Raw genomic sequence first — 22,593 nt, 5'->3', positions numbered from 1 at the left:
TTAAAGTAGTTGGTTATAAAGAGCTCATTAAAAATATAGTATTATGGGCCGGCTATCAGAGAAAAAATTAATGGCTATCAATAATGGGTATCATTAAAGCAATGATTTAACTAAGCTTACTATTGTTTTCATTTACAGACACATTTGCCTCACTGGCAAGAGAGATATTTAATTCGCCAACTACTCCCCCATCACTAATAGGGTTGATGGCGCCTAAATTAGCATTGATACCTTGCTCATATAGACTACGCTGTAATTGATCTATTCCCTCACGACGCTCGCCTTTTACCATAATAACTATATTTGACTCATTCCAAACTATTGATTGAGCAATTAAGTTTGACTGCTTTAACAAGGGCGAGATGCGACCTAATATAGTAAGGTGCGGTTGACTATCCCCCTGACCCTGAACCAAACGAGGTTCAACTTGAGTCGTCACACTTACCCTAGGGTTTAAAGTCTCCCCCGGAAACCATTCAGAAAATTGTGCTTCGGTGGCTTGTTTGGTTCTCATGATAGCCTTATCATACTGATACCACTGCAATGCATCACCCACAATTTGGAAGAGGCCTGCCAATAGCAATAGACCTGCCACCAACGATAAATAAGGTGACGCCAAGCGGGTACTTTTAGCTACTATAAAATTGAGCGGATGTTTTAAAGGAAGATCTACGGGATGTAAAGAGAGGCTAGAGGGTTTTAAAACCAATCCAAATTCATCACATATGAGCCTAATGGAGTCAGGGATATTACCCACATTTTCATCCAAACTCGAGCTAGATTGATTGTCTGGCTCTGCATCTAGAGTAAATGTATTTACTATCGAATCATCACTGGAAAGGAACGTTATTTGGCCAACATCTTTAAGCACTCTTGGCAGCAGCGATGAATGACTCAGTCCAATACCTTTAGCAATAGAGAAACGGGCTAAAAAGGAGTTTTGAATTCTATCGTAATATAAGTTTACCGAGCTGTCTATAGGATCAGGGCTATTGTCATTTTGCCTTTCAGGGACTGGTAAAAGTAAATAATCAGGTAGTAAGGCTGTGATTTTGCAACCTGCCAGCTGTGCACTTTGCTGCCATTGTTCAATTTGAGCTGAACTTAATGCATAAAACGTATTTGATAATCCAACACTCATACTACGCACTTGCAGCTGTTCAACTGGCGTCAAAGATAACTCTTCGAATAAATACTGTTGTCCAGTTTGTCCTAACTGTTTAATCTGAGTAGTGCTTAATTCATTTTCAAGCATTAACGCTAATTGAGTCGGAATATACAGACACACATCATTATTATTGGATTTTGAGAATGTCACTTCATTGAGATCTTGCCAGCCATCCAGTTGCATCCAGCTCTCTGTTGCATCGCTCCAAACTCTTAACTTTGCTTTTTGATCTGCCAACCAAACATGCTTCACACAATTTTCCTAATATAATCTTTAAGCCTAAATATACTGTAGTGGTAATTAAGAGAGTTTTAAAATCAACTCTTGAGCGCCACTTAAACGTTTAAAATAACCATAGTGATGCTAAATTAATTCATTACTCTACTTTGATATGCTTGCTAGCAAACGGTATTTTAAGAAACAGGTTGTTGGGGAATAAATCTATCAACCTCATTTCCCATATCTAATCCTATAAACTCAGCCTCAATGATTCGTGCTTCTGCCAATTCATACGCCTCAGGGTATTGAGCCGTTAACAACGCCGTTATCTTAGCTATAATAGGCATATGACAGACAATGAGTATACACTCCCCTTCAATATTCATTAATGTTTTGAGTGCCACTACTGGGTCATCAGACGGGGTAATATTATTTAATACGTTTGTCGCTACATCAGGTAGTTTAACCTTAAATGCCTCTAAAGTTTGCTGTGCTCTATCATAAGGACTGACAATAAATGCATCAGGAATATATTTATTTAAAATATATTCCGCTGTTTCCTCCGCCTGTTTAATACCCATCACTGTAAGTTGTCGCTCATTATCTTGCTGGGTTTTACGTTCTGCTTCACCATGCCGCATCAATATGATTTTCATATGTTTCTCAAAAAAATGAGGTTAAAATTCAATTAACTTCGATAGTGTAACGACTCAATACCTATCATATAAATATTTACTGGTCTAAAATTTTATATGTGGTTAAAAACCCTATACACACTTTTCTTATTCAATTGAAGCATCTGATCTTTGCGCATTTAAAGAATCATTAGTACGATCATGCGGCATGACAAACTCAACATCACTTCTAAACCCTGCTTCCATCAAGTTTAAAGCAACACCAAGTGCCGCTTGATCTTCATATATTACGGCATGTAGGGCATGAGTAATGGGCATATAAATTCCTAATTTAGTTGCCTTCTCATGTACTTGTTGAATGGTATTAACGCCCTCCGCCGTTTGCCCTAACTTTTTGATTGCTGACTCTAAGCTTAGACCTTTGCCTAACATACTTCCAATACGGTAATTGCGGCTCAACTCAGACCCACAGGTAGCATATAAATCGCCGACTCCTGATAGACCTAAGAAGGTCAAAGGATTTGCTCCTGAAGCCGCCCCAAACCTGCTCATTTCAGCCAAAGCACGTGTCAACAACATGGCTTTAGTATTTTCGCCAACATTATAAGAGGCGGCCATACCCATAGCAATGGCATATATATTTTTTAGAGCACCACCCAGTTCCACACCGCGCACATCATCAGAGGCAAAAATTCTAAAAAAGGCACTATGCAAGGCCGACTGAACGGCATGTCTTAACGGTTCAGAATGACTGGCAATAACTGACGCAGATGGCATATTTTGCATAATTTCAACTGCCAAATTGGGACCTGACATAACCCCAAAATTAACCTCAGGCAGCTCATCTTTTATAATCTCACTCATCGTAGAAAAGGTATCTTTCTCCATACCTTTGGTCAATGACACAATAGACTGACCTGAAATATAGGGTGCAATTTTCTGTAAAGTCTCCCTAAAAGCTGAGCTTGGCACGGCAACAAATATAATATCCTTATCTGTCACTGCTGTCTTTAAATCATGCTCAAATTTCAATCGTTCATCAAGTGTAAATCCTGGCAAGTATTTTTTATTTACTCTTGTCTTTTTAAGGCTTTTGACCGTACGTTTATCTCGCACCCATAACGTAGAATCACACCCATTGCGTGCTGCCAGATTTGACATTGCGGTACCAAAGCTACCTCCGCCTAAAAAGGCAAGGCGCAGCTGATTTGATGATAAACTAGAAGGAATAGCAGACTTATCCATCCTGTTTTCAACATCTTCTTCCACTTGTGACGGATCAAGCTGTGGTTGACTCCGTTTTGCAAGATTGATTTTAGTTGCTTTTTCAACAAGACTTGATAAAAGACTGTTATTCAAGTTTACTTTTTTATCTTTGTCGTCCATTTTGTTAAGCCTTTTGGTAAATATTAACTAATCCATTAGTGTTGTTTTAATGGTAACGATAACTACGACTTCAGATTAGGCACTAGGATTGATATTGCACAAACTGTTGAATGTCGATTTTATCACGGACAGGCAGCTCACAAGGGCTACTCCCTGTATAAACAAATGCAGCAATATAGTCCTCTGAACCCACATTAAAGTAAGACTTAACAGCCGGTTCATTAGATAATAAACCAGTGCGCCAGACTGTACTAAAACCTTCGGCTTTTAACGCCAAGATTAAATTTTGTACTGCGGCACCAGTGCTAAGTAATTGCTCAAACATTGGTACTTTCTCATGGTACTGCATTCTTGTGACAACAGTAATAATCATTGGAGCGCGTAATGGCATATTAACTGTTTTATTAAGCGTAGCTTCGTCAAGCTCTTTATTTTCTCGCAAGGCTTTGGCCTCAGCAGCCGCTAATAATGCACGACCAAATTCGTGTCGGGCCTGACCTTGAGTAACAATAAAACGCCATGGCTTAAGCTTTTTGTGATCTGGTGCGGTCATGGCACATTCTATAGCTGCTTCAATTTGCTGCTGATTAGGCGCAGGTAGAGTTAAATTCGCAATACTACGGCGTGACTTAATCCAATCAATTATAGACTCATCTATTATTGGCGACGCAGCCACAGTTGAAGGGTTAATATGCGCATTATCTTTAACAATTATAGAGGACGGTTCAACCGTTTCATTTTTTAGGTTCATCGTATGTATTCACTATATTGGTACAACGGGTGGTTTGACATCGGCATTTTGACCACGATGTCGTAAGTAGTGATCCAACAAAACAATCGCTAGCATGGCTTCAGCAATAGGCGTTGCTCTAACCCCCACACAAGGATCATGGCGACCTTTGGTTAACATATCAACCATATTGCCTTCATGATCAATACTTTTACCTGGTGTGGTAATACTTGAGGTCGGTTTAAGAGCGATGCTCACTTTAATATCCTGACCAGAGGATATACCACCTAATATTCCACCTGCATGGTTGGCTGTAAAACCTTCTGGCGTTAGTTCATCACGAGACACATGACCAAATTGCTCTGCAACCGCCATGCCATCACCAATTTCTACCCCTTTTACTGCGTTAATACTCATCATGGCATGGGCTATATCAGCGTCCAACCGATCAAAGACAGGCTCGCCTAGACCAACAGGTACATTTGAGGCGACTATCTCAACCTTGGCACCGCAACTGGTCCCCTCTTTACGTAGACGATTGATCAAAGCTTCAAAGCGAGGAATGGCATCTCTATCTGCACAAAAAAATGGATTGCTATTAACATAGTGCCAATCAATACATTTAGGATCTTGTGGTGCTACTTTTTCGTTGCCTATTTGCACCACATGACCAAAAATTTCGATGCCTAAGTGCTCATTAAGGTACTTTTTGGCAATAGCACCTGCAGCAACCCGCATTGCTGTTTCACGAGCAGATGAGCGCCCACCACCACGATAATCCCGAAATCCATATTTCATACTATAGGTGTAATCGGCATGACCAGGACGAAAGGTATTCTTAATATCATTGTAGTCTTTAGACTTCTGGTTGGTATTGCGAATAAGCAAACCAATCGACGTGCCCGTTGTCATACCTTCAAAGACACCCGATAAGATTTCTACCTCATCAGGCTCACGCCGCTGAGTTGAAAATTTCGAAGTGCCCGGTTTACGACGATCTAAGTCAACTTGTAAATCTTCTTTGCTAAGCGATAAACCCGGTGGTATACCATCTACAATGGCCATCAAACCACTACCATGAGACTCGCCGCACGTGGTTACTCTAAAAACCTGCCCTATACTGTTTCCAGCCATAATTCATACTCAATATAATTAAACAGGTATTCACTTGACCTGATTTTTCACTATTTTAAACTTATCTTATTAATCAACTATTAAATATATTTAAATTACTGTTCATCTAAATAAGTAGACATCAGCTTATCTAATGAACTTATAAACAAATAAATTTATACACTTAGAGGTTAAACTAAGAGACTAAGCGAGCAACTTGTGCTTCAAATAACCCTCGATATTGCACAAGGGTTTCACGATCTATAGCAAAGATACCATGACCTCCACGAGCAAAGGTCAACCAGTTAAACTGTATTTCAGGATACGTTTGATTCAGCGCCCACTCACTATCGCCAACTTCACACACCAATAAACCCTCAGGAGTGAGATAGTCTGCTGCATCTCCTAAAATAATATGCACCAAGTCCAAACCATCTTGCCCAGCGGCTAAAGCGTGTTCAGGTTCGTGAATAAATTCAGGCGGCAACTCTGCCATAGCAGCAGCATCAACATAAGGCGGGTTTGTTACAATAAGCTCATACTGGTTTTCAGCTGGAATTTTATTAAATAAATCTGATTCGATTAAATTTATTTGGTGGTCCATCCCATGATGCTCTACATTGACAGCAGCTATTTCTAATGCTGATTTATCAATGTCTGTGGCATCAACTAAAGCTTCTCTAAACCAATTAGCCAAACCAACTGCGATACATCCAGACCCTGTACACAAGTCCAAAACCCTATCAGGCTGGCGTAATTGTTTGGCATCTAACCCATGTAAAAAGAAGTTGGGTATATCTGCAGTAGAATCTGCGGCCAACGACTGTGCAAGTTCATTTGTCTCAAAGTAGGGATAAAACTGCTGGCGAATTAATTCTGCTATTGGAGAGCGTGGGATAAGCACCCGTTCGTCAACATAAAAGGGCATACCACAAAAATAGGCTAAATTAATCAGATAGCTAAGTGGCTTTCTTTCAGTAATTCTCTTCTGTAATAATGACAAAACGTCACCCTTCTCTGACGGAGTCAGTCGACTATCCAATATCTGCTCATCAGCAGACCAGTCAAGTGAAAGTGTATGAAGTACAATTGCGGCAGCCTCGGCAAATACATCTGTAGTACCTTGGGCTATGACCACATCATAAGTACGCATTTGCGTGACACAAAATCGGATAAAATCACGAATACTATATAAATGATCATACGCCTCATGGCAATCTCTCATTAAGTACTCATATTGATCATCAAATTCAGCATGAGAAGAATCAATATCATGACCCAATGAAGATACAAGGTCATTTAAACCTGATTGAGAAGAAACTCTTTGAGTACTTGAATCACTATTAAGATTATCTATTGACATATTTTTAAAACTTTCCCAGTCAGTTAGTATAGAGCGGATTTAAAGGGCTAAACATTACTATAGTTTAGTGTATATCATTATGGCTATGTTTAAATAAATATTATTATTCGTTGCACTGAATTTATTCTATAAATTAAGCCTAAAGGATATGCTCCTTCAATGGCCATACCCAAAGGTTAAAATCGGTAGTATCCGGCTAAAACAATTAAACATTAATGCTAAATAGAACGCCAAATCTAGATTAATATTTTCTATGAATCATAAGCGTCAAATAAGCAGGGTAAATTAATATATTTCAATCAGTAATCGTAACCAAAGTGAATATTATCAATATTTTTGTTAAAAACTCTAATCTTAAATTACTATCTTCCTAATTAGCCATTGGCATCATAATGCACTATAACCGTTGAGTTTATCATTATAATGACAAACAAATGTTATATCTATATCTGTTATACGTTTGTCGCTTCTGTTTTCTTGTGTGTCTATTTGCTTTATGCTTTTCTTTATGCCCCTCTTTTTGTAAGCTGTCGCTCCCCCCCTTTTCTATACATTAACTATATGTAACATTAACTATATGTACTCATAGAGTCTAAAAATACAGGGACTGAACCTGAAAGTATACGGTTACTTATATAAGTACATTTAACGAATTGTTGAAACTGATACTTTTGTAAAAGTCTTTTTAATGACTAGATATCATTCATATCATTGCTAACGACAAATAACTATTTATTGATGTTATTCAGGCTTCACTACTTATGAACGTTGCATTACCGTTATTGTTTCTATTGGTATCTAAATTGTGGTAAACATTTGCCAGAAGCTTAAATTCATCGCATAATAGCAGCAACTTTTTAACACAAATTTTTTAATTATGACTCATTTAAACCTTCTGCAGCACAAAGCTGCTCACGATGTCGCGATTACTACCAAAAATCCCACAACAACTATCGTTACGGCAAATGCTATGACCAAAAAACCTGTGAAATTTATGCCAAAAATTTTAGCAACCTCATTGACTACTTTCCTTATTGGTATAAGTAGTCATGCAATGGCTGTGCAAAATCAAACTTTGCCAGTCAAACCTGTAGATAGTCTGTCTGAGCTTATCAATGACGTATTGGCTATTGAGCAGCAAAAAAGTATTACTCCAGTAGATGAAGTAGACTCTAATGACCCAGAGTCAGACAACGATGATAATCTTAGCACTGCTAACGATGCTAACGGGCAAAATCAAGTAACAAGTGGTCAACCACAACAGCAAGTAGCCACCACCACTGAACCTGCAATGGACCAAGAAGCCGTAGAGGCTGAGGTAGAAGAAGAGATTGACGAACAAATCCATAGTGATGCTGAGACTGGACAGGCTGTTGCGGCCAGCTCAATTGTTAATGAAGACTCTATCAAAAGTATAGAAAACAGAGATGGTAAACTTTACACCACGACTAATTTGTCACATTACGCTAAACAAGTTAACAACGCAACGTGGTCAACTAACATGCGTAAAAACACCGCAATGACCGTCAAACTTCAAGCCTTACTTGATTGGAACCATGCCTCTCCAGGTCCTATCGATGGTGGCTGGGGTATGAATAGCAAAAAAGCCCTTGCAAACTTCCAAACTATGCATGGCTTACCGAGAACCGGTAAAATGACTGAGGCAACATGGAATGAGTTAACCAAAAATATCAACCCAAAGATGCCAGTGCTGGTGGAATATAAAATAACCAACGATGATGTGAAAACAAACTTTGCTAATATACCTTCTGGCTCTGAAGCAAAGTCGAAGCTGAAAGGGCTGTACTACAAAAACATTAAAGAGATGTTAGCAGAACGTTTTCATATGGATGTTCGATACCTTGAGAGATTAAACAAAGGAAAGAGCTTTAATGAGGGCGAAACTATCACAGTTATTAATGTTGGTGAACCCTTGAAAGCACGTATCACTAGAGTTGTTGCTAAAAAAGGGGACAAAATCCTATACGCCTATGATGGTGATAAATTAGTTGCTACTTACCCCACAACGGTTGGCAGCAGTAGCACTCCATCGCCAAGTGGCACATACAAGATTGTCAACAAGGTTAAAATGCCTTGGTATAAAGCAACCGTTGGTGAAGATGACAATAAAAAAGTTTACATGCTACCGCCTGGTCCGAATAACCCCGTAGGCGTCGTTTGGATGGGCTTATCTAAACCTTCTTACGGTATTCACGGCTCACCAATTCCCGAAGGTATTAGTCGTCAGGCCTCACATGGTTGTATCCGTTTAACCAACTGGGATGTACTTGAAGTTTATTCAAACATCCAAGGCGGCGCTATGGTTGAGCTTAAATAATATTTGTGATTTAGCACTTTTATAACTGACTGTGCTTAGAAATATAGTCAGTTATAAATTTATTAGTCTATACGTTTTAAAATGCATCTTTCAGGTTTAATATCTCTTTATTTGACTTGGTAATAGGCATCATATATTAAGCTTAATGCAATTAGGAGATTTTATGGGTAAGCATTTAAGTTTTATTGATCGGGCAATTATAGGGATTGACAGTAGTTTAAGAGCTATCATTCCACACTCTAATCAAACGGCTCGCCCTCTACCTGTTAGCTCAGATGAAATACCTGAATTATCGATTAATGAATCTCGTCACGTAGCAGGACTAATGAGAATTAATCATACTGGCGAAGTTTGTGCTCAAGGTCTGTATCACGGTCAAGCATTTACGGCAAAAAATGATGCCGTAAAAGAAGCAATGCAACATTCCGCTGATGAAGAAATTGATCATCTAGTATGGTGCGAGACCCGTTTAGATGAGCTAGGCAGTCATCCAAGTGTGTTTACCCCGGTATGGTATGGCTTGTCATTTGGTCTAGGGGCTATCGCTGGAATACTATCTGACGAATTTAGCTTGGGGTTCGTTGCAGAAACTGAAGCCCAAGTTAGCGAGCATTTGCAGGAGCATATAGAACAACTGCCTGAGCAGGACACTCGAACTAAAGAGATACTTGCCCAAATGGATATTGAAGAGTTACAACATCGTGAGGCGGCGTTGTATCACGGTGGTCAAACATTGTCTGAGCCGGTAAGAGTTTCAATGCGATGGCTTGCGAACCGTATGAAAGAGGTTGCATACCACATTTAAATATTTTTAATTGACGCATGTATTTTTTTATTGAGCTCTTTTTAAGGAAACAAATTAATTATAATCATAATGAACCAAATTAATGCTTAAGCATCCTTTGAAATTTGAAAATGACGCCATTGACAATTAATCTTATTAAAAATAATTGTTCTTATAAAAACTAAGGAATAGAAAATGAATAGACAATTTCGCAAACACATAATATCTAGCGCTGTTCTATTAGGTTTAATGTCAGCTACTAATATTGCTACGGCTCAATCAACAACCAGCGCTAATGTAGAAACATTTGAGCAGAAGGTTACTGGATCAGTACACCGCATCCAATATGATAATCAAGAAGCACTTACAGATCCTTTACGTAATGCCACTGATATTGTTGCTAATCGTATCGATGGTATTCCTACGCCAAATGTTAGTGTGTCCGATATATCTTATCTACCTACGGTCATTATTCAAAAAATGCGTTCAAATAGTCTTGAGAAAATTGACGTCAGCCTTTTAGACGACTTTATTACCGAAGTCAGTCCGAATGCCAGACATTATCCACCAAACTTCAAAAATGCTTCACAAAAATATTACACCAAAGAAAAACTTAAAGAGTTAGAAGCTTGGATTCGTCCTTTTGCTGAAAACTCTGACGCAACATACGACGTTCTCATTAGAGCGGCTAAATTAAATGGTATGGCTAGAAACTTAGACTTAGGTTCAGACTATGCCGTTCGTGCCAGTACTTATGTTGCGAAAGCAATAGACAGGCAGCCTGACAGTGCTGAGGCCAATTTCTTATATGGAATGATGTTATCAGAAGGGGGCGGATTTAAAGAGAGTAAAAAATACCTCAATAAAGCCGTGTCTCTTGGTTATAAAGAAGCTGAACAAAGTTTAGCTCAAGCTGATTTATTGAACGATAATCGTAGTGCTGCATTATCTCGTTTACAAAGCTTGCTTGAAAAAGATCCCAGTAATAAGATCTTGGCACAACAAATTAATTTAGTGCAAAATGGTAAGTACTATATATGGGACCTACCCTCTAACTAATGTTAAATAAAGCTTAGTCAAGTTTTATTAGAATAAAGCCACCCTGTGTGGCTTTATTATTTTATGACATATCAAGTGGGATGGAAAAAACTCCTGTTATTTAGGACGTCTTATCAGAAAAAAGTCCTTAAAAACTATAGCTTACGTTGTTCATTTAGACCATGATGGCTATAAGCCTGAATGTGTACGTTGTACCATTACACCAACATATTAAATAAAATAAAAAAACTCCCATCACATTTAGTGATAGGAGTTTTTGCATTTAGCAACAAATAACAAATGAGGAACTGAAAGCTTAAAAACTACAATACTGTAATATTAATCTCATTATCAATGTATAAATTATGAGTGCCATTGCTATCAGTAAATGAATACACTTGATAACCATTACTTAAGCCATTATAAGTCCCACCATTAGAAATGATCGAGATAGAGTCAGAGCTATCCCCTTCTATATATAAACCTTTATCAATCATGTCTGTATCATTAATAACATCTAAAATATCACTGAAGCCAATATCAATAATAGTCTGACTACCATTACCTTCCATATCAATAACTTCAAGTTGATCAAATACAGAAGCCGAATCAATTGAACTAAAGTCTAAGGTACCGCTATCTTCATTAATTGACAACGTGTCTACTCCATCGCCACCATTGTATAGTGTGTTGTCTGCTTGATAGATTAACGTATCATCGCCACCATCACCATAAAGTTTATCAGTACCTTCCCCACCATCTAAGATGTCATTAGAACTACCACCATATAATTCGTCATTGCCAGCACCGCCATTAAGGGTGTCGTTTCCGTATGAACCACGTAATAGATCGTCACCAGCTAAACCATTTAATGTATCGTCTCCTAACTCACCATATAATTTATCATCTTCTACGGTACCTGTTACTGTATCGTTACCGCCACGTGCTCTCACCGTAACTCCTTCAGGTATATCTTCGCCATTATAGACATTATCATTATCGTCTAAAACGATTTCACCTAATGGAGATATAGACAAGATTAAAGTAGCTTCAGAAATTATCGTATCTGTAACATCATTACCATTAACATTCTTCGCGGTATCAATGCTATTAGCAGTTATTTTGAGACTGCCTTCATAACTACCATGAATAATGGCAACGTTGTCCAGATCGTTTCCTGATAGACCCAGCAAAGTATAAGTACCATCGCCATTGCTTATATATGACTTATTTTGAGTTCCTGAGCCATCATTTAAAGGTATCTCCACTCCTTCCACTGTAAACTTAACATTATCATTTAATGCAGGACTACCATTCACTGCACCAATCATTAATGTCACTGTTTCACTACCATCAACATTGTCGCCTTTTCTAGCGCTTAGGTTCAATAAAGTCGGCTCATAAGCTTCACCTAAGCTCTTAGTTGGTTCAAAATTAACTTCATCAGCAATAGGAGTAAACCCTAATTTGAAGGTCTGAGGAGCTGATATTAGACCCTGCTCATCTACCACCTGTACAGTTGAATCAAATGCACCACTATAACTATCTCGAGGACTGATTTGGAATGGTACGGCATTGCCGTCTGCAGATGGCACAAGCCATTGTCCATTACCAAGGTTAGTTGCTAATACATTGTCTCCATTAGCATCCTGATAGCTGACCGTTGCATCAATACTTTGTTGTTCACCATCAAACTCAGGAACTTTAATAATAATGCCTTGAATAGATGCACCTGATTCAGAAGGATCTGCATTTTCAAGTGTGTAATTATCAAAACTTACTGCACCGCCCTCACTTGAAGTTTTCGTAGTTTCATTGTCTTTTATTTGGACACCATCAGTTACAGGAACGACCTTAAGAGTGGTTACAATATTGGCGGTTAAAGTTTCGCCAACTTGACTAGCTATTTCAGAGTCTTCATAGTGTTTCACTTCTGCTGATATCGTAACAACATTTTCGCCTGTATCATTATTATCCTGTGGCTGGTATTTAACAACTACACTGTCTGGACTACCATTAACAGGTATCACATACTTACCATCTGTAGGCATTATTTCAACAAGTCCATTACCATCGTTGTAGAAAATCTTGCCTGGCGCAAGGCCTGCAGTAACATAACCTGTTTCATCCAATGTCAAAATAATATTGCCATCGACAATCTTGTGATAAGCACCGTCAGCAGGATTGTTAAGATTTATCGTCACATCGACAGTCGTGTCTTCGTCGATGGTTAACTCCTGAACAGCCTCTGGCATAGGGTCTGTTACAGGGGTATAAGTCAATGTACCAGCATCACTGCCAGACTGATTGTCACGCTCATCCCAAGCATTAAGTGAAACGGTAACTGGAACAATACCATCGGGATCGTTTGGATACTCATTCGTATTATTGGTACTGTAGTTTTCAGGCGCAGTAATTTGAATATTTTCTAGAACATTCTGAAGCGCATCGTCATCACCCGTACCACTAACAATCCAGCGTGAACCCACTTTAGCAATGGTTATGCCATCTATTGGGCTACCTGTCCAATCTAACATGGCATCTTCAGGTAAGTTATCGATTGAAAAAGCAAAGCTAGTGTCATCTTGAGCATCACTTCCTAAATGAACCGATGTGCTGGGTAATCCTGCTGGTGTTAATAGATCTTTTAAAGTAATTGGAGTATCTTCTTTAACTTCAACATCGCCAATTTCGACCTGACCTACTAGCTGAAGCGTTGACGTATCGTCTCCATCAGAAGTTACATCTAGATTCAAATTAAACGATACCGTGGTAGAATTCTCATCCGCAATCTCATCACCTTCAGCAGGTGTACCAAAATCTTGCGTAAAGGTTTTAATCGTAATATCGTAGTCACCAGTAGAAATATCACTTTGTTTATAGAATACCAATTCATACCCGGGCGCATTGGTATCGTCAAAAGTATTATCTGCTGTGGCATTTGGCACATCTACATACCATGTAGTGGTATCTCCTACACCGGCAGACTGAATACCGTTTTCAATAGAGACACCCTTGGGTACACCAGTTACCTCTATACGAGTAAACTGCTCAGTACCATCATTGTCTGGCGAAGATAATTGCACGGTTTTGGTAAACTTAATTTCTGGAACAGAATTACCATTAATGGTTTTAACACCTTGATCATCATTAATCACTATTGACAGACCATCATCTACTGTATCAGCATTATCAATTGTAGGCTTATCGGTCACAGGCAACACATCTACTGCTATACTCCCACTACGGGTGGCAGAAATGCTATTGATTTCATTACCATTAATGTCTTTAATTGTAGTACCGACCTCGTCTACAAGGGTATACGTGTAGTCGATATTATAGTCTGTATCCAAATGTGTATCATTTTTCGGAGTAAATGTCACTGCTTTTCCAGCGGCTACTTCATATGCGCCATTATTTAAAATTGGTGTAACTAGGTTCCCTGTACCATTGTCTACTTGAATAGTTAGGTTACTAGCACTTAACTCAGATTCAGTAAAGAAGTAAGTCGTTACTTTCTCAACACCAATATTTGATCCAGTAGTGCCGTCTGTTGTATCTAGCGTGTTTCCACTTGTCGGTACACTCGGCTCGGTAGGCAATGTTAAGCTAAACGCTGCATCTTCATTTTGAGTGACATTTAACGTCGGTACCTGATTATCCGCTGCATCTGGTTTGAAAAAGACGTTTACATTTACTGGATCATGAACTGCCGAGTCTTTATTTAACTTAAGCTCAGTTGTAATGGGTGTGATTTGAAACTTGGCAATACCAGCAAAGTTATCAGGTGCTTCAATGTTTACGTTGCCGTTTAGCAAGTCTTTTAATTTGTAACCCCACAACCCACTACCAAGTGGTGTTGCCCCTGTTACTTTAAAGTCAGACTTCAAACTGTCCATTTGAGCAAAGTCAATTTTGAAACTCACTGATTCATCGACGTCATAAGCGACAGGGTTCTGGTTATAAATTTCTAATAGATTAAATGATGTATCTTCTGTCCCAATACCATTAATCTTATTTGTACTATTTTCGATAGTTGCTAACTCTTTTAGGGAGGTATCATTCTTGACGACATCAGCAACGTTTTGAACAGTAACTGGTAACGTTTGAGTAGCAGGTCCGTTGGTAGAGGTACCATCTTTAGCAACTGCCTCAACTACTAAATCAAATTTTCCACTAAAGTTGTGTGGTGGTATCAGAATTAGTGGTGCTTCACTATCGAAATTTGGAATCTCAACTTGACCATTTGTTACGATTAGCTCTGTACCATCGTAATATATTGAAGAGCCGTCGGGTATATCTTTAATGGTTACAGTGAAGGTTTCAGAGCCATCTAAATCACGCGAAGTTGGCCTGATAACCAGCGGGATACCATCTCCATAATTTGTAATATCATCTGCATTTACATCACTTGAAGTATTGCCATTTCCACGCCCTGCATCCTCAAGTCCTTGTGCTTCACTAACCGTAAGGGTAACTTCGCCTGCAACACTATTAATATTTGGTATTTTTAACCAAGATGTGCCAGTAACTGCCGTATCTGAACCTGATCCATCTTCATCAATATCAACTGTTTTAGCTTGCACCTTAATCCAGAAGTTATCAAATGCATCATTACCAAGCAGCTCTTCTCCTTCATCATTATGATTAAGGTCATAATCGCTGACATATGCCGGTGGCACAAATTGTAGTGTATCTAAGAACGCTACAGGGATATCAGCACCCATGTCATCGCCAGCAGGTATCACAGAGATCCATTCGCTGCCATTATTATAACGGAACAATGCACCCGGCATAGTTTCAAATTTAATTGCCAATGGAACATCATCAGTAGATCCTGCCGCAGTGTCGCCTACCCCAAAGCTAACTCTTGCAAATGTCTCTTCTGAATTGTTATGTGTGGTAAGTGGCTCTATTGGTGGTGTCGTTAAAGATACATTATCTTCATTAGACCAATCAACTTTAAGATTGAATAATACATCATCTTCTTTGCCTAGCGTAAACCAAGTATCAATATCTGAGTCTAAGAGTTCATTTCTTTCAGTTATGTGTTCAGATGGATTATAAGTATGACCATCAGTCATTTTAAGATCAGCATTACCGTCGCCATCAGTATCAGAAACACCAACCTCAATTATTTCAGCAACTGGCGTAACCACAATCTCCTTAACGAACGTTGTACTGTCCGTTACAGCCGTACCAGTAGAACTGTCCGTTGTCTCTACAAAATAGGTCAGAGGAATATCTTTACTGCTGTGAGCTGGTGGTGTAATGGTATATCCTGCAACATCAACTGGGGTATTACCAAAAATGTAATAGGTATTACCATCAATTGTTTCGGTAGCAAGCTGAGACACATCTACCACATTACCATTACCATCACGCACTGTTCCGCCACTGGCATCGAGTGATGATTGTAAAATACCAATTTTTGAGAAGCTCTCATCATCACTTGTATTAGTATTTGGTGCACCATTATCTGCATCCGTGATGCTAAAGATTGAATTACCATTGGCTAGATTAAACAGTGATATCGCTGTATCTTCTTTACCTTGCGGGTTTGCAGCAGTCACATCAATAGTTGGGTTGACCGTTAAGTCTAGTGCAACAGAAGCAGACTCTTGTTTGATTACAGGCTCAATATCCGTCGAGTCTGGATCTCTATCTTCAGTCACTAACCTAATCGTTGCTTTAATAACCCCAGCAAAATCCTTTGGTGGTGTAAATGTAAAGCTTGGATCAAGGGCGTTACCTTCAATAACTGCTTTAGGTAAGATAACGATACCATCTGTTACTGTATAGCTTTCCCCATTAATCGTAACGACTTGACCATTTAGCTCCTCTAAACCTTCTATTGAAAACCAATACTGCTCTGAGCCATCGGTATCTGCAAATGTCTCTTTTAATACAGACTTAAGATTTAAGCTTGTATCTTCATCGATTACGGCTGTGATGGTGTCGTTCTTATCAATACTATTATCTGGATCATTTGATATTGAAATAGAGGTTGTCCCTTCAGGTAGCATTGTCGGTTCAACTAAGTCTATTACTGGGATATCGGTCACAGCTTGTACATCGATAAGCATATCGACTGAGGTTGTCTCTTCAATCAATTTACCATCAATAGTATCTGATGCACTTGAATTATTAGGCTCTGACAAAGGCTTACCATCGGCATCTACTTCATATTCAGTAACACTCATATTTACGGTAAAGTTACTCGCATCATGCTCTTTATGAGAAATAATTAACGACTCAAATTGAGCTTTGGTCATATCAACATCAGCTGTAAGATCCTTAATATGAACACCATCAGTTAACTTAACCGTAACCTTGCCATCATCTCCCGTGCTACTAATGACCGTCTGTTTATCGCCATTATCATCATAGTAAAATAACTCTGCACCTGACGGTATGCCACTTAGGGTAATTGCTCCAAATCGTTCGCTTCGATCTACAGACCCCCCATTGTCATCATCTTCGAGATTAATATCTGCAACAATACTAGCATCAATAACTTCATTGCCTGATGCATCTACAGTGATTGGTGTTGTTCTATCTTCTACACCCAAATCACCCAATATAGGCGCATTAAAACCAAGCTTAAATCCTCGTACAAAACTATTATCGGTCGTATCATCTGGTGTTAAATCTAGAAGCTCATCTTCTTCCACATAATTCGTGAATATCTTAGAACCGGTTTCTCCCGTAGATACAACTTCTTGAGCATCCATAGTAATAATAGGTGCATCGGCTACAGGATCGACTTCTATATTAATCTGATTTTCAATAACTGTTTCATCATCAATGGCGCGTACATGAAACATCACACTATAGTTAAGGTTCACTGTATTAGGTGTCTGCTCATAACCATTAGCTTCATCAGGCGTTCCCAAATTACTATCATTTGGTTTATTAATTGATGAATAGTTTTCTTCAGGATTAAACTCTATTTTTCCATTGCCAATCACTCTGAGGCTTCCTACGACCGCTTCATTGTCCGGTGTATCATAAGCGTTACCATTAACATCTATATAAATTAAATCGCCTTGTGATATCTCAATAGATGAGGTTTTATCGTAGTTTAATATGGTAACGACACCGCCATCAAAGTTTTCAGCGACATTAATTAGTAAAGCGTCCTTACCATTTAGGGCAATGTCTTGATCATTGGTAATATCGCCAAAGTCCCCTTCATTCATTGTGAAACTTAGGTCTCGATTAATGATTCTATTTTCAACATTGACGTTAAATTGATCATTATCAATAGATCCATCGGCATCTACAACCGCATAGTCGAGCTTAAAGATGATGTCATCCAGTCGACCATCACCATCAGAATCAATATTGTAGTGTCTGACAGTATCATATAGCGTAGCGGTATAAGTTAGAGCGCCTGCATCTATATAAGCCAAGCCATCTGGATTAATATCAACCTTAAAAACTACATTGTTATTAGGGTCATCAACCGTGGTAGCTACTAACTCACCTGCCTGAGTGGTAGATGCATAGATTGTACTATAGTCAGTTACACCATCAACTTCTGCATAGCGATAATAAAGTGGTAAACCATCACTTTGGAAGTAGTCTGTTTGCGTCCCCTCAGCAATAGTAAAGTAGATGTCAGCAATATCATCTTTGTTTCCTGATATTGTAAAGGCTTCAACTACTTCTACTTCGTCTGTACCTGCTACACCAGAGTCAGGATATAAGTCATCTTCATGTAAAGTGACGTTTTTGTCCTCCTCAATAACTGGCGCAGTATCCGTTACTCGAATAGTTTGAGTGGCACTGTTTGAAATATCACCATCAGCATCCACAGCTGTATAAGTGAAAGAACCATCATCTTGTAAATTAGGTGCAGGGTCACGGTTGTCAATTGCTTTATTAGCTTTAAATATCCAATCACCATTTTGCTGAACAGTCAGTAAACCCGTTGGTGTTTCCACCTCATTACCAAAGTCTGACGAAGATATCTTTTTTCCATCTACGTTAGTATAAGTAAACTCTTTAATTGCCAAATCTTGATCAGCGCCTATGTCATTCTCTAATACATTACCCGTTAGCAGTGTACTGTCATCAGCACTATCATAAGAGCCCTCAACTACCTCAACTATGGTATCGTCTACGGCTAATACCCCATCATCAATAATATTGACATTAAATTGTTGAATGGAGGTGCTGTCAGTATCTTGAAGCTCGTATTTAACAGGCAAAGTGATTTCATCAGTTCCACCCGCTCCATTGTCATGATCGAGTTGCCCTTTCAGCTCAAACACAAACTCTTGAGTCTTGCCTGAACTATCATCTGTATTGGTTAAGCTAATAGTAAACACTTCATCATTACCCGCTTTGGCCACTATTGTATGACCATCAGTACTTATCTCGTAAGCCAACTCCGTACCATCAGATGTTAAACCTAATGCTTTAAGACCTACAATGGTTTGCGCGTCTGTGAAAACAACATCACTGATATCATCGGCATCTTTTGCGATACCAAGGTTACGAGTGGCGATAAGCGAATCAGGCGTCGTATCTGTACCATTGTCTAGGTCATCCTCATGTAAAGTGACCACAGGCTGCAGTGCTGCAGGATGAGTATCGGTTACTTTGATGGTAAAATCAGCCGTGCTAGTATCGCCATCGGCATCAGTTATGGTATAAGTAATGGTGTCTGTAACGCCTACAGGTGGCGCATTATCTTCCGTAGCATCAGAGGTATACTCCCATGAGCCATCAGCATTAACGGTTAATGATCCATATTGGGTGTCCACTTCAACTTCAGTATCGACAGTAACTGTGGCGAGTGTGCCATCCTCTTTAGTATATTTAAAGCTTGTGATCGTAGTTGCAGGAGATCCTAAATCATCATTGGTCAATAAGTTTAGGTTTGTTGAGTCAGACGATATAACCTTGCCTCCCTCTTCTACGTGAGCAACATCATTAACGGCTTGTGGTGTTCCATCAACCGTAATAACAGTAGTTGCCGTATTACTATTTACACCGTGTTCATCAGTTACTATCACGTCAATAAGACGGTCCACTTCACTTGGTGTAGTAGAGGTATTATTAAACTTTATGGTATTTATCACTGATTGATAGTCAGCAATACTGGCATTGCCAGTTAGCTCAACGATAGAATTACCCAGTAAGGTAGCGGTAATACCTGTACCAGCTGGCAAATTACTAATATCTAATACATCGCCAGTATGCGGATTAGTAATTTTAACAACCGCTTTTGACATAAGATCAGCAACAGTTGTTGTATCAATATCAGCGATACCTGTTGTTCCACTAATTACAACTCCGCCGCTTCCTTCAATAAAGTCATCTGAATAGCCTGTGTCGGCGTCGATAACACCGCTTGTACTTGATAAATCTAGTACTGGGGCATCATTTGTACCTTTAATGGTAATGGTTAAAGTTTCTTTTGTTATTCCATCGGCTAGAGTATATGTAAATTGATCGGTTACCGAAGCATTTTTTGACAACGCCTGAACTTCATCACTGTTGTTATTTAGAACATAGCTATAGCTACCATCACTGTTAAGTGTCAGGCTTCCGTATGTCCCAGTACCTGCTGCTGAGGTTGGATCTATTGGCGTTACTGATGTAACTGTTCCAAGTTCATCATTGTTTAAAACATTACCGGTAGCAATTAACGTATTATCTTCGATAACTGTGGCAGTGTCTGGTTGCGGGTCGATATTATCAATAATCTCACCCGTGACATTATCTTTAGTTGTATCGACTAGTATATTTTCGAACACACCATCATCATCGGTAACTGATTCTAGTGTTAGAACATAACTCTCTATCCCTTCCTTAAACAAATCATCCTTAACCTCTTGAGTAATTTCAAATGTGCTATTGCCGCCAGTGGTTCCAGTTAGTTTTACTGAAGTTCCAATCCTACTACCGTCATAATCAGCATCCGATGTAGAGTCAGAACTAAACTTCAATGTTACAGTAATAGACTCTCCTTCAGGTAATATAACTGCATTACCAACACTGTCTACCAGTTTAATGGTATGAGTCAACTTATTGTCATCGTTAGGTGTCGTACCTGTCGCTCCTTCAACCACTTTGTCATTACCTGTCAGGCGTACATACACGGTGTCTTCTGAACCTTGTTTACTTTCATCATTGATGGTACCAGTCGCAGTCGGTGTGCCTAATTTGGCACCTACTGGGTTGCTGATCTCTAGTACGGCTTTTTCTGATACTTCGTAAATGTAATCATCAAACGGTGTTAGTTTAATTGCAGGGGCTTCTTTGCTACCTGCTGGTATTTTCACGGTTACACCGTTCTCTAAGAAGTCTGCTATTTTTGTAGGATCAGTCAATACGACAGCAGTACCATTTACATCGGTATATTCTACTCTTTCGATATCTTCTGGCTCAATAGTGCTGTTGTCAGTATTCAGTTTAACTAATACTGTGGTGTCAACTGTGCTTTCGTTATTTTGGCTAACTTCAAATTCTAATGCTGTGCCATCTCCTTCTATGACTTCGGGGACGGTCGCTGCTATGCTAACGGTTGGCTTATCGCCCTCGGTTGGGTTGCCATCTGCATCGGCTTCGTCTTTGATGACACCGGTTACTGCGTCTGTACCTATCGTTGCATTCACTGGGCTTGAGATGTTCATGCCTAGCGTTTCTTCGATTTCATAAATGTCATCGTTAAGCGCTGTAATGGTAAATTTCGGCATGTTCTCGGCAGTTGTGCCCGCTGGTATTTCAACTTCTACGCCACCTTTTAACTCAGCTACTGTGTATTCTTGAGTTGTGCCATCGGCTTTGGTTAACACTACTTTAGTCGTAGCGTCTTCAATGTCTTCAGGCTCTACGTCTTTTAAGTCAAGCTTAGCAACAACGGTCGTGGCTTTGTCACTGATACCTTCTTGGTTGATGGTAAAGACGATTTGGCTATCTGTTGCTGGGTCTCCTGCAACGCCTCCTTCACTGGCAATACCATCGGTTTGTACGATGTTGATGACTGGTGCATCGTCATCATCAAGAATGGTACCTGTACCGTCATCTCCACCAATGGTTAGTTTGGTGGTTTCGTCAGCTTCGTCTATTTTATCTAGTGTGGTTGGATAGGTAACAGTGAAACTCTCTACGCCTGCTGGTACAGTGATTGTGCCAGTCGCAGCGTCATAGGTTACGCCATCACTAAATGTTGGATCGTTGTCGTAATCTTCGCCTTCTGTGGCGGTGCTATCTTCTAGTTTAAAGTCATAGGTCACTGGCGTTTCTGTCTTGCCATTGACTGTGACCGTATGCACAAGCTCGCCACCTTCAGTTACTTCAGCATCGCCTACGGTTACTGTCGGTTTGTCGCCGTCTGTTGGGTCAGTCGGATCGTCCGGGTTGTTCGGGTTGTTGTCATTGTCAGCTTGGTCTTCGTCTAGTATCACACCTGTGTCTTCAAGTGTCCCTTCCTTCGCGTTGACAACGTCTGATAGCGTCATGCTAAATTGTTCTGATTGCTCATAGATAGAGTCGTCTAGCGGTACGATGGTAAAGGTCGGGGTAACGCCTCCTGTTGCTGGTATGGTAACGTCTATACCGGCTTGTGCTTCTGCTACTGTTACGCTCTTAACGGTGCCGTCTCCGTCTGTAAACGAGATGGATTGAATGTCTTCAGGCTCAATCTCGCCTAGGTTAAGGGTCACTTTACCTGTGGTTTCAAGTTCGGTTGCGCCCGTGAGTTGTACTTCAAAGACGATGGCGTCATCAACAGCGCCTTCAACGGCTTCTTTATCAGTGCCTACTAGGTTAAGTACTGGCTTGTCGCCCTCGGTTGGGTTGCC

The 22,593-nt window shown here is 39.6% G+C and carries 10 protein-coding genes; 3 read left to right on the top strand and 7 right to left on the bottom strand.

From position 1 onward, the window contains the following. Window positions 1-106: 106 nt before the first annotated feature. The 6 genes from gspL to AC2SLL_RS07730 form a co-directional block, all read right to left on the bottom strand. Window positions 107-1,420, bottom strand: coding sequence for a type II secretion system protein GspL (gene gspL, locus AC2SLL_RS07755; protein WP_486531118.1), 1,314 nt, complete (start codon window positions 1,418-1,420; stop codon window positions 107-109). A gap of 161 nt (window positions 1,421-1,581) precedes the next feature. Continuing rightward, entirely contained in the window at window positions 1,582-2,043 is a 462-nt protein-coding gene (sixA, locus tag AC2SLL_RS07750) for a phosphohistidine phosphatase SixA (RefSeq protein WP_486531117.1), read from the bottom strand. A 126-nt stretch (window positions 2,044-2,169) separates the two neighbouring features. Next, complete coding sequence (locus AC2SLL_RS07745) at window positions 2,170-3,408, bottom strand: NAD(P)H-dependent glycerol-3-phosphate dehydrogenase (RefSeq protein WP_486531116.1); 1,239 nt, start codon at window positions 3,406-3,408, stop codon at window positions 2,170-2,172. An 82-nt stretch (window positions 3,409-3,490) separates the two neighbouring features. Further along, complete coding sequence (locus AC2SLL_RS07740) at window positions 3,491-4,159, bottom strand: nitroreductase family protein (RefSeq protein ID WP_486531115.1); 669 nt, start codon at window positions 4,157-4,159, stop codon at window positions 3,491-3,493. A gap of 12 nt (window positions 4,160-4,171) precedes the next feature. After that, window positions 4,172-5,272, bottom strand: coding sequence for a chorismate synthase (aroC, locus tag AC2SLL_RS07735; RefSeq protein ID WP_486531114.1), 1,101 nt, complete (start codon window positions 5,270-5,272; stop codon window positions 4,172-4,174). A 175-nt stretch (window positions 5,273-5,447) separates the two neighbouring features. Continuing rightward, a complete protein-coding gene (locus AC2SLL_RS07730; RefSeq protein WP_486531241.1) occupies window positions 5,448-6,476 on the bottom strand; it encodes a HemK family protein methyltransferase in 1,029 nt (342 codons plus the stop codon). A 1,015-nt stretch (window positions 6,477-7,491) separates the two neighbouring features. On the opposite strand from AC2SLL_RS07730, the gene AC2SLL_RS07725 reads away from it, so the two are divergent. From AC2SLL_RS07725 to AC2SLL_RS07715, 3 genes are all read left to right on the top strand, one after another. Further along, window positions 7,492-8,952, top strand: a complete 1,461-nt coding sequence (locus AC2SLL_RS07725; RefSeq protein ID WP_486531113.1) for a L,D-transpeptidase family protein — start codon at window positions 7,492-7,494, stop codon at window positions 8,950-8,952. Window positions 8,953-9,115: 163 nt separating this feature from the next. Further along, window positions 9,116-9,757, top strand: coding sequence for a 2-polyprenyl-3-methyl-6-methoxy-1,4-benzoquinone monooxygenase (coq7, locus tag AC2SLL_RS07720; protein WP_486531112.1), 642 nt, complete (start codon window positions 9,116-9,118; stop codon window positions 9,755-9,757). 174 nt (window positions 9,758-9,931) lie between these two features. After that, window positions 9,932-10,795 carry a tetratricopeptide repeat protein gene (locus AC2SLL_RS07715; RefSeq protein ID WP_486531111.1) on the top strand — a complete coding sequence of 288 codons (864 nt, stop codon included), beginning with the start codon at window positions 9,932-9,934 and terminating at the stop codon, window positions 10,793-10,795. Window positions 10,796-11,097: 302 nt separating this feature from the next. Here AC2SLL_RS07715 and AC2SLL_RS07710 read toward each other — a convergent pair whose 3' ends face one another. After that, on the bottom strand, window positions 11,098-22,455 hold the full coding sequence (locus AC2SLL_RS07710; RefSeq protein ID WP_486531110.1) for a VCBS domain-containing protein: 11,358 nt from the start codon (window positions 22,453-22,455) through the stop codon (window positions 11,098-11,100). Window positions 22,456-22,593: the final 138 nt, after the last annotated feature.

The sequence above is a fragment of the Psychrobacter sp. CX97 genome, from assembly GCF_057396285.1.
The sequence above is the reverse complement of the archived record's forward strand: the minus strand, read 5'-3'. Positions and strand labels throughout refer to the sequence as shown.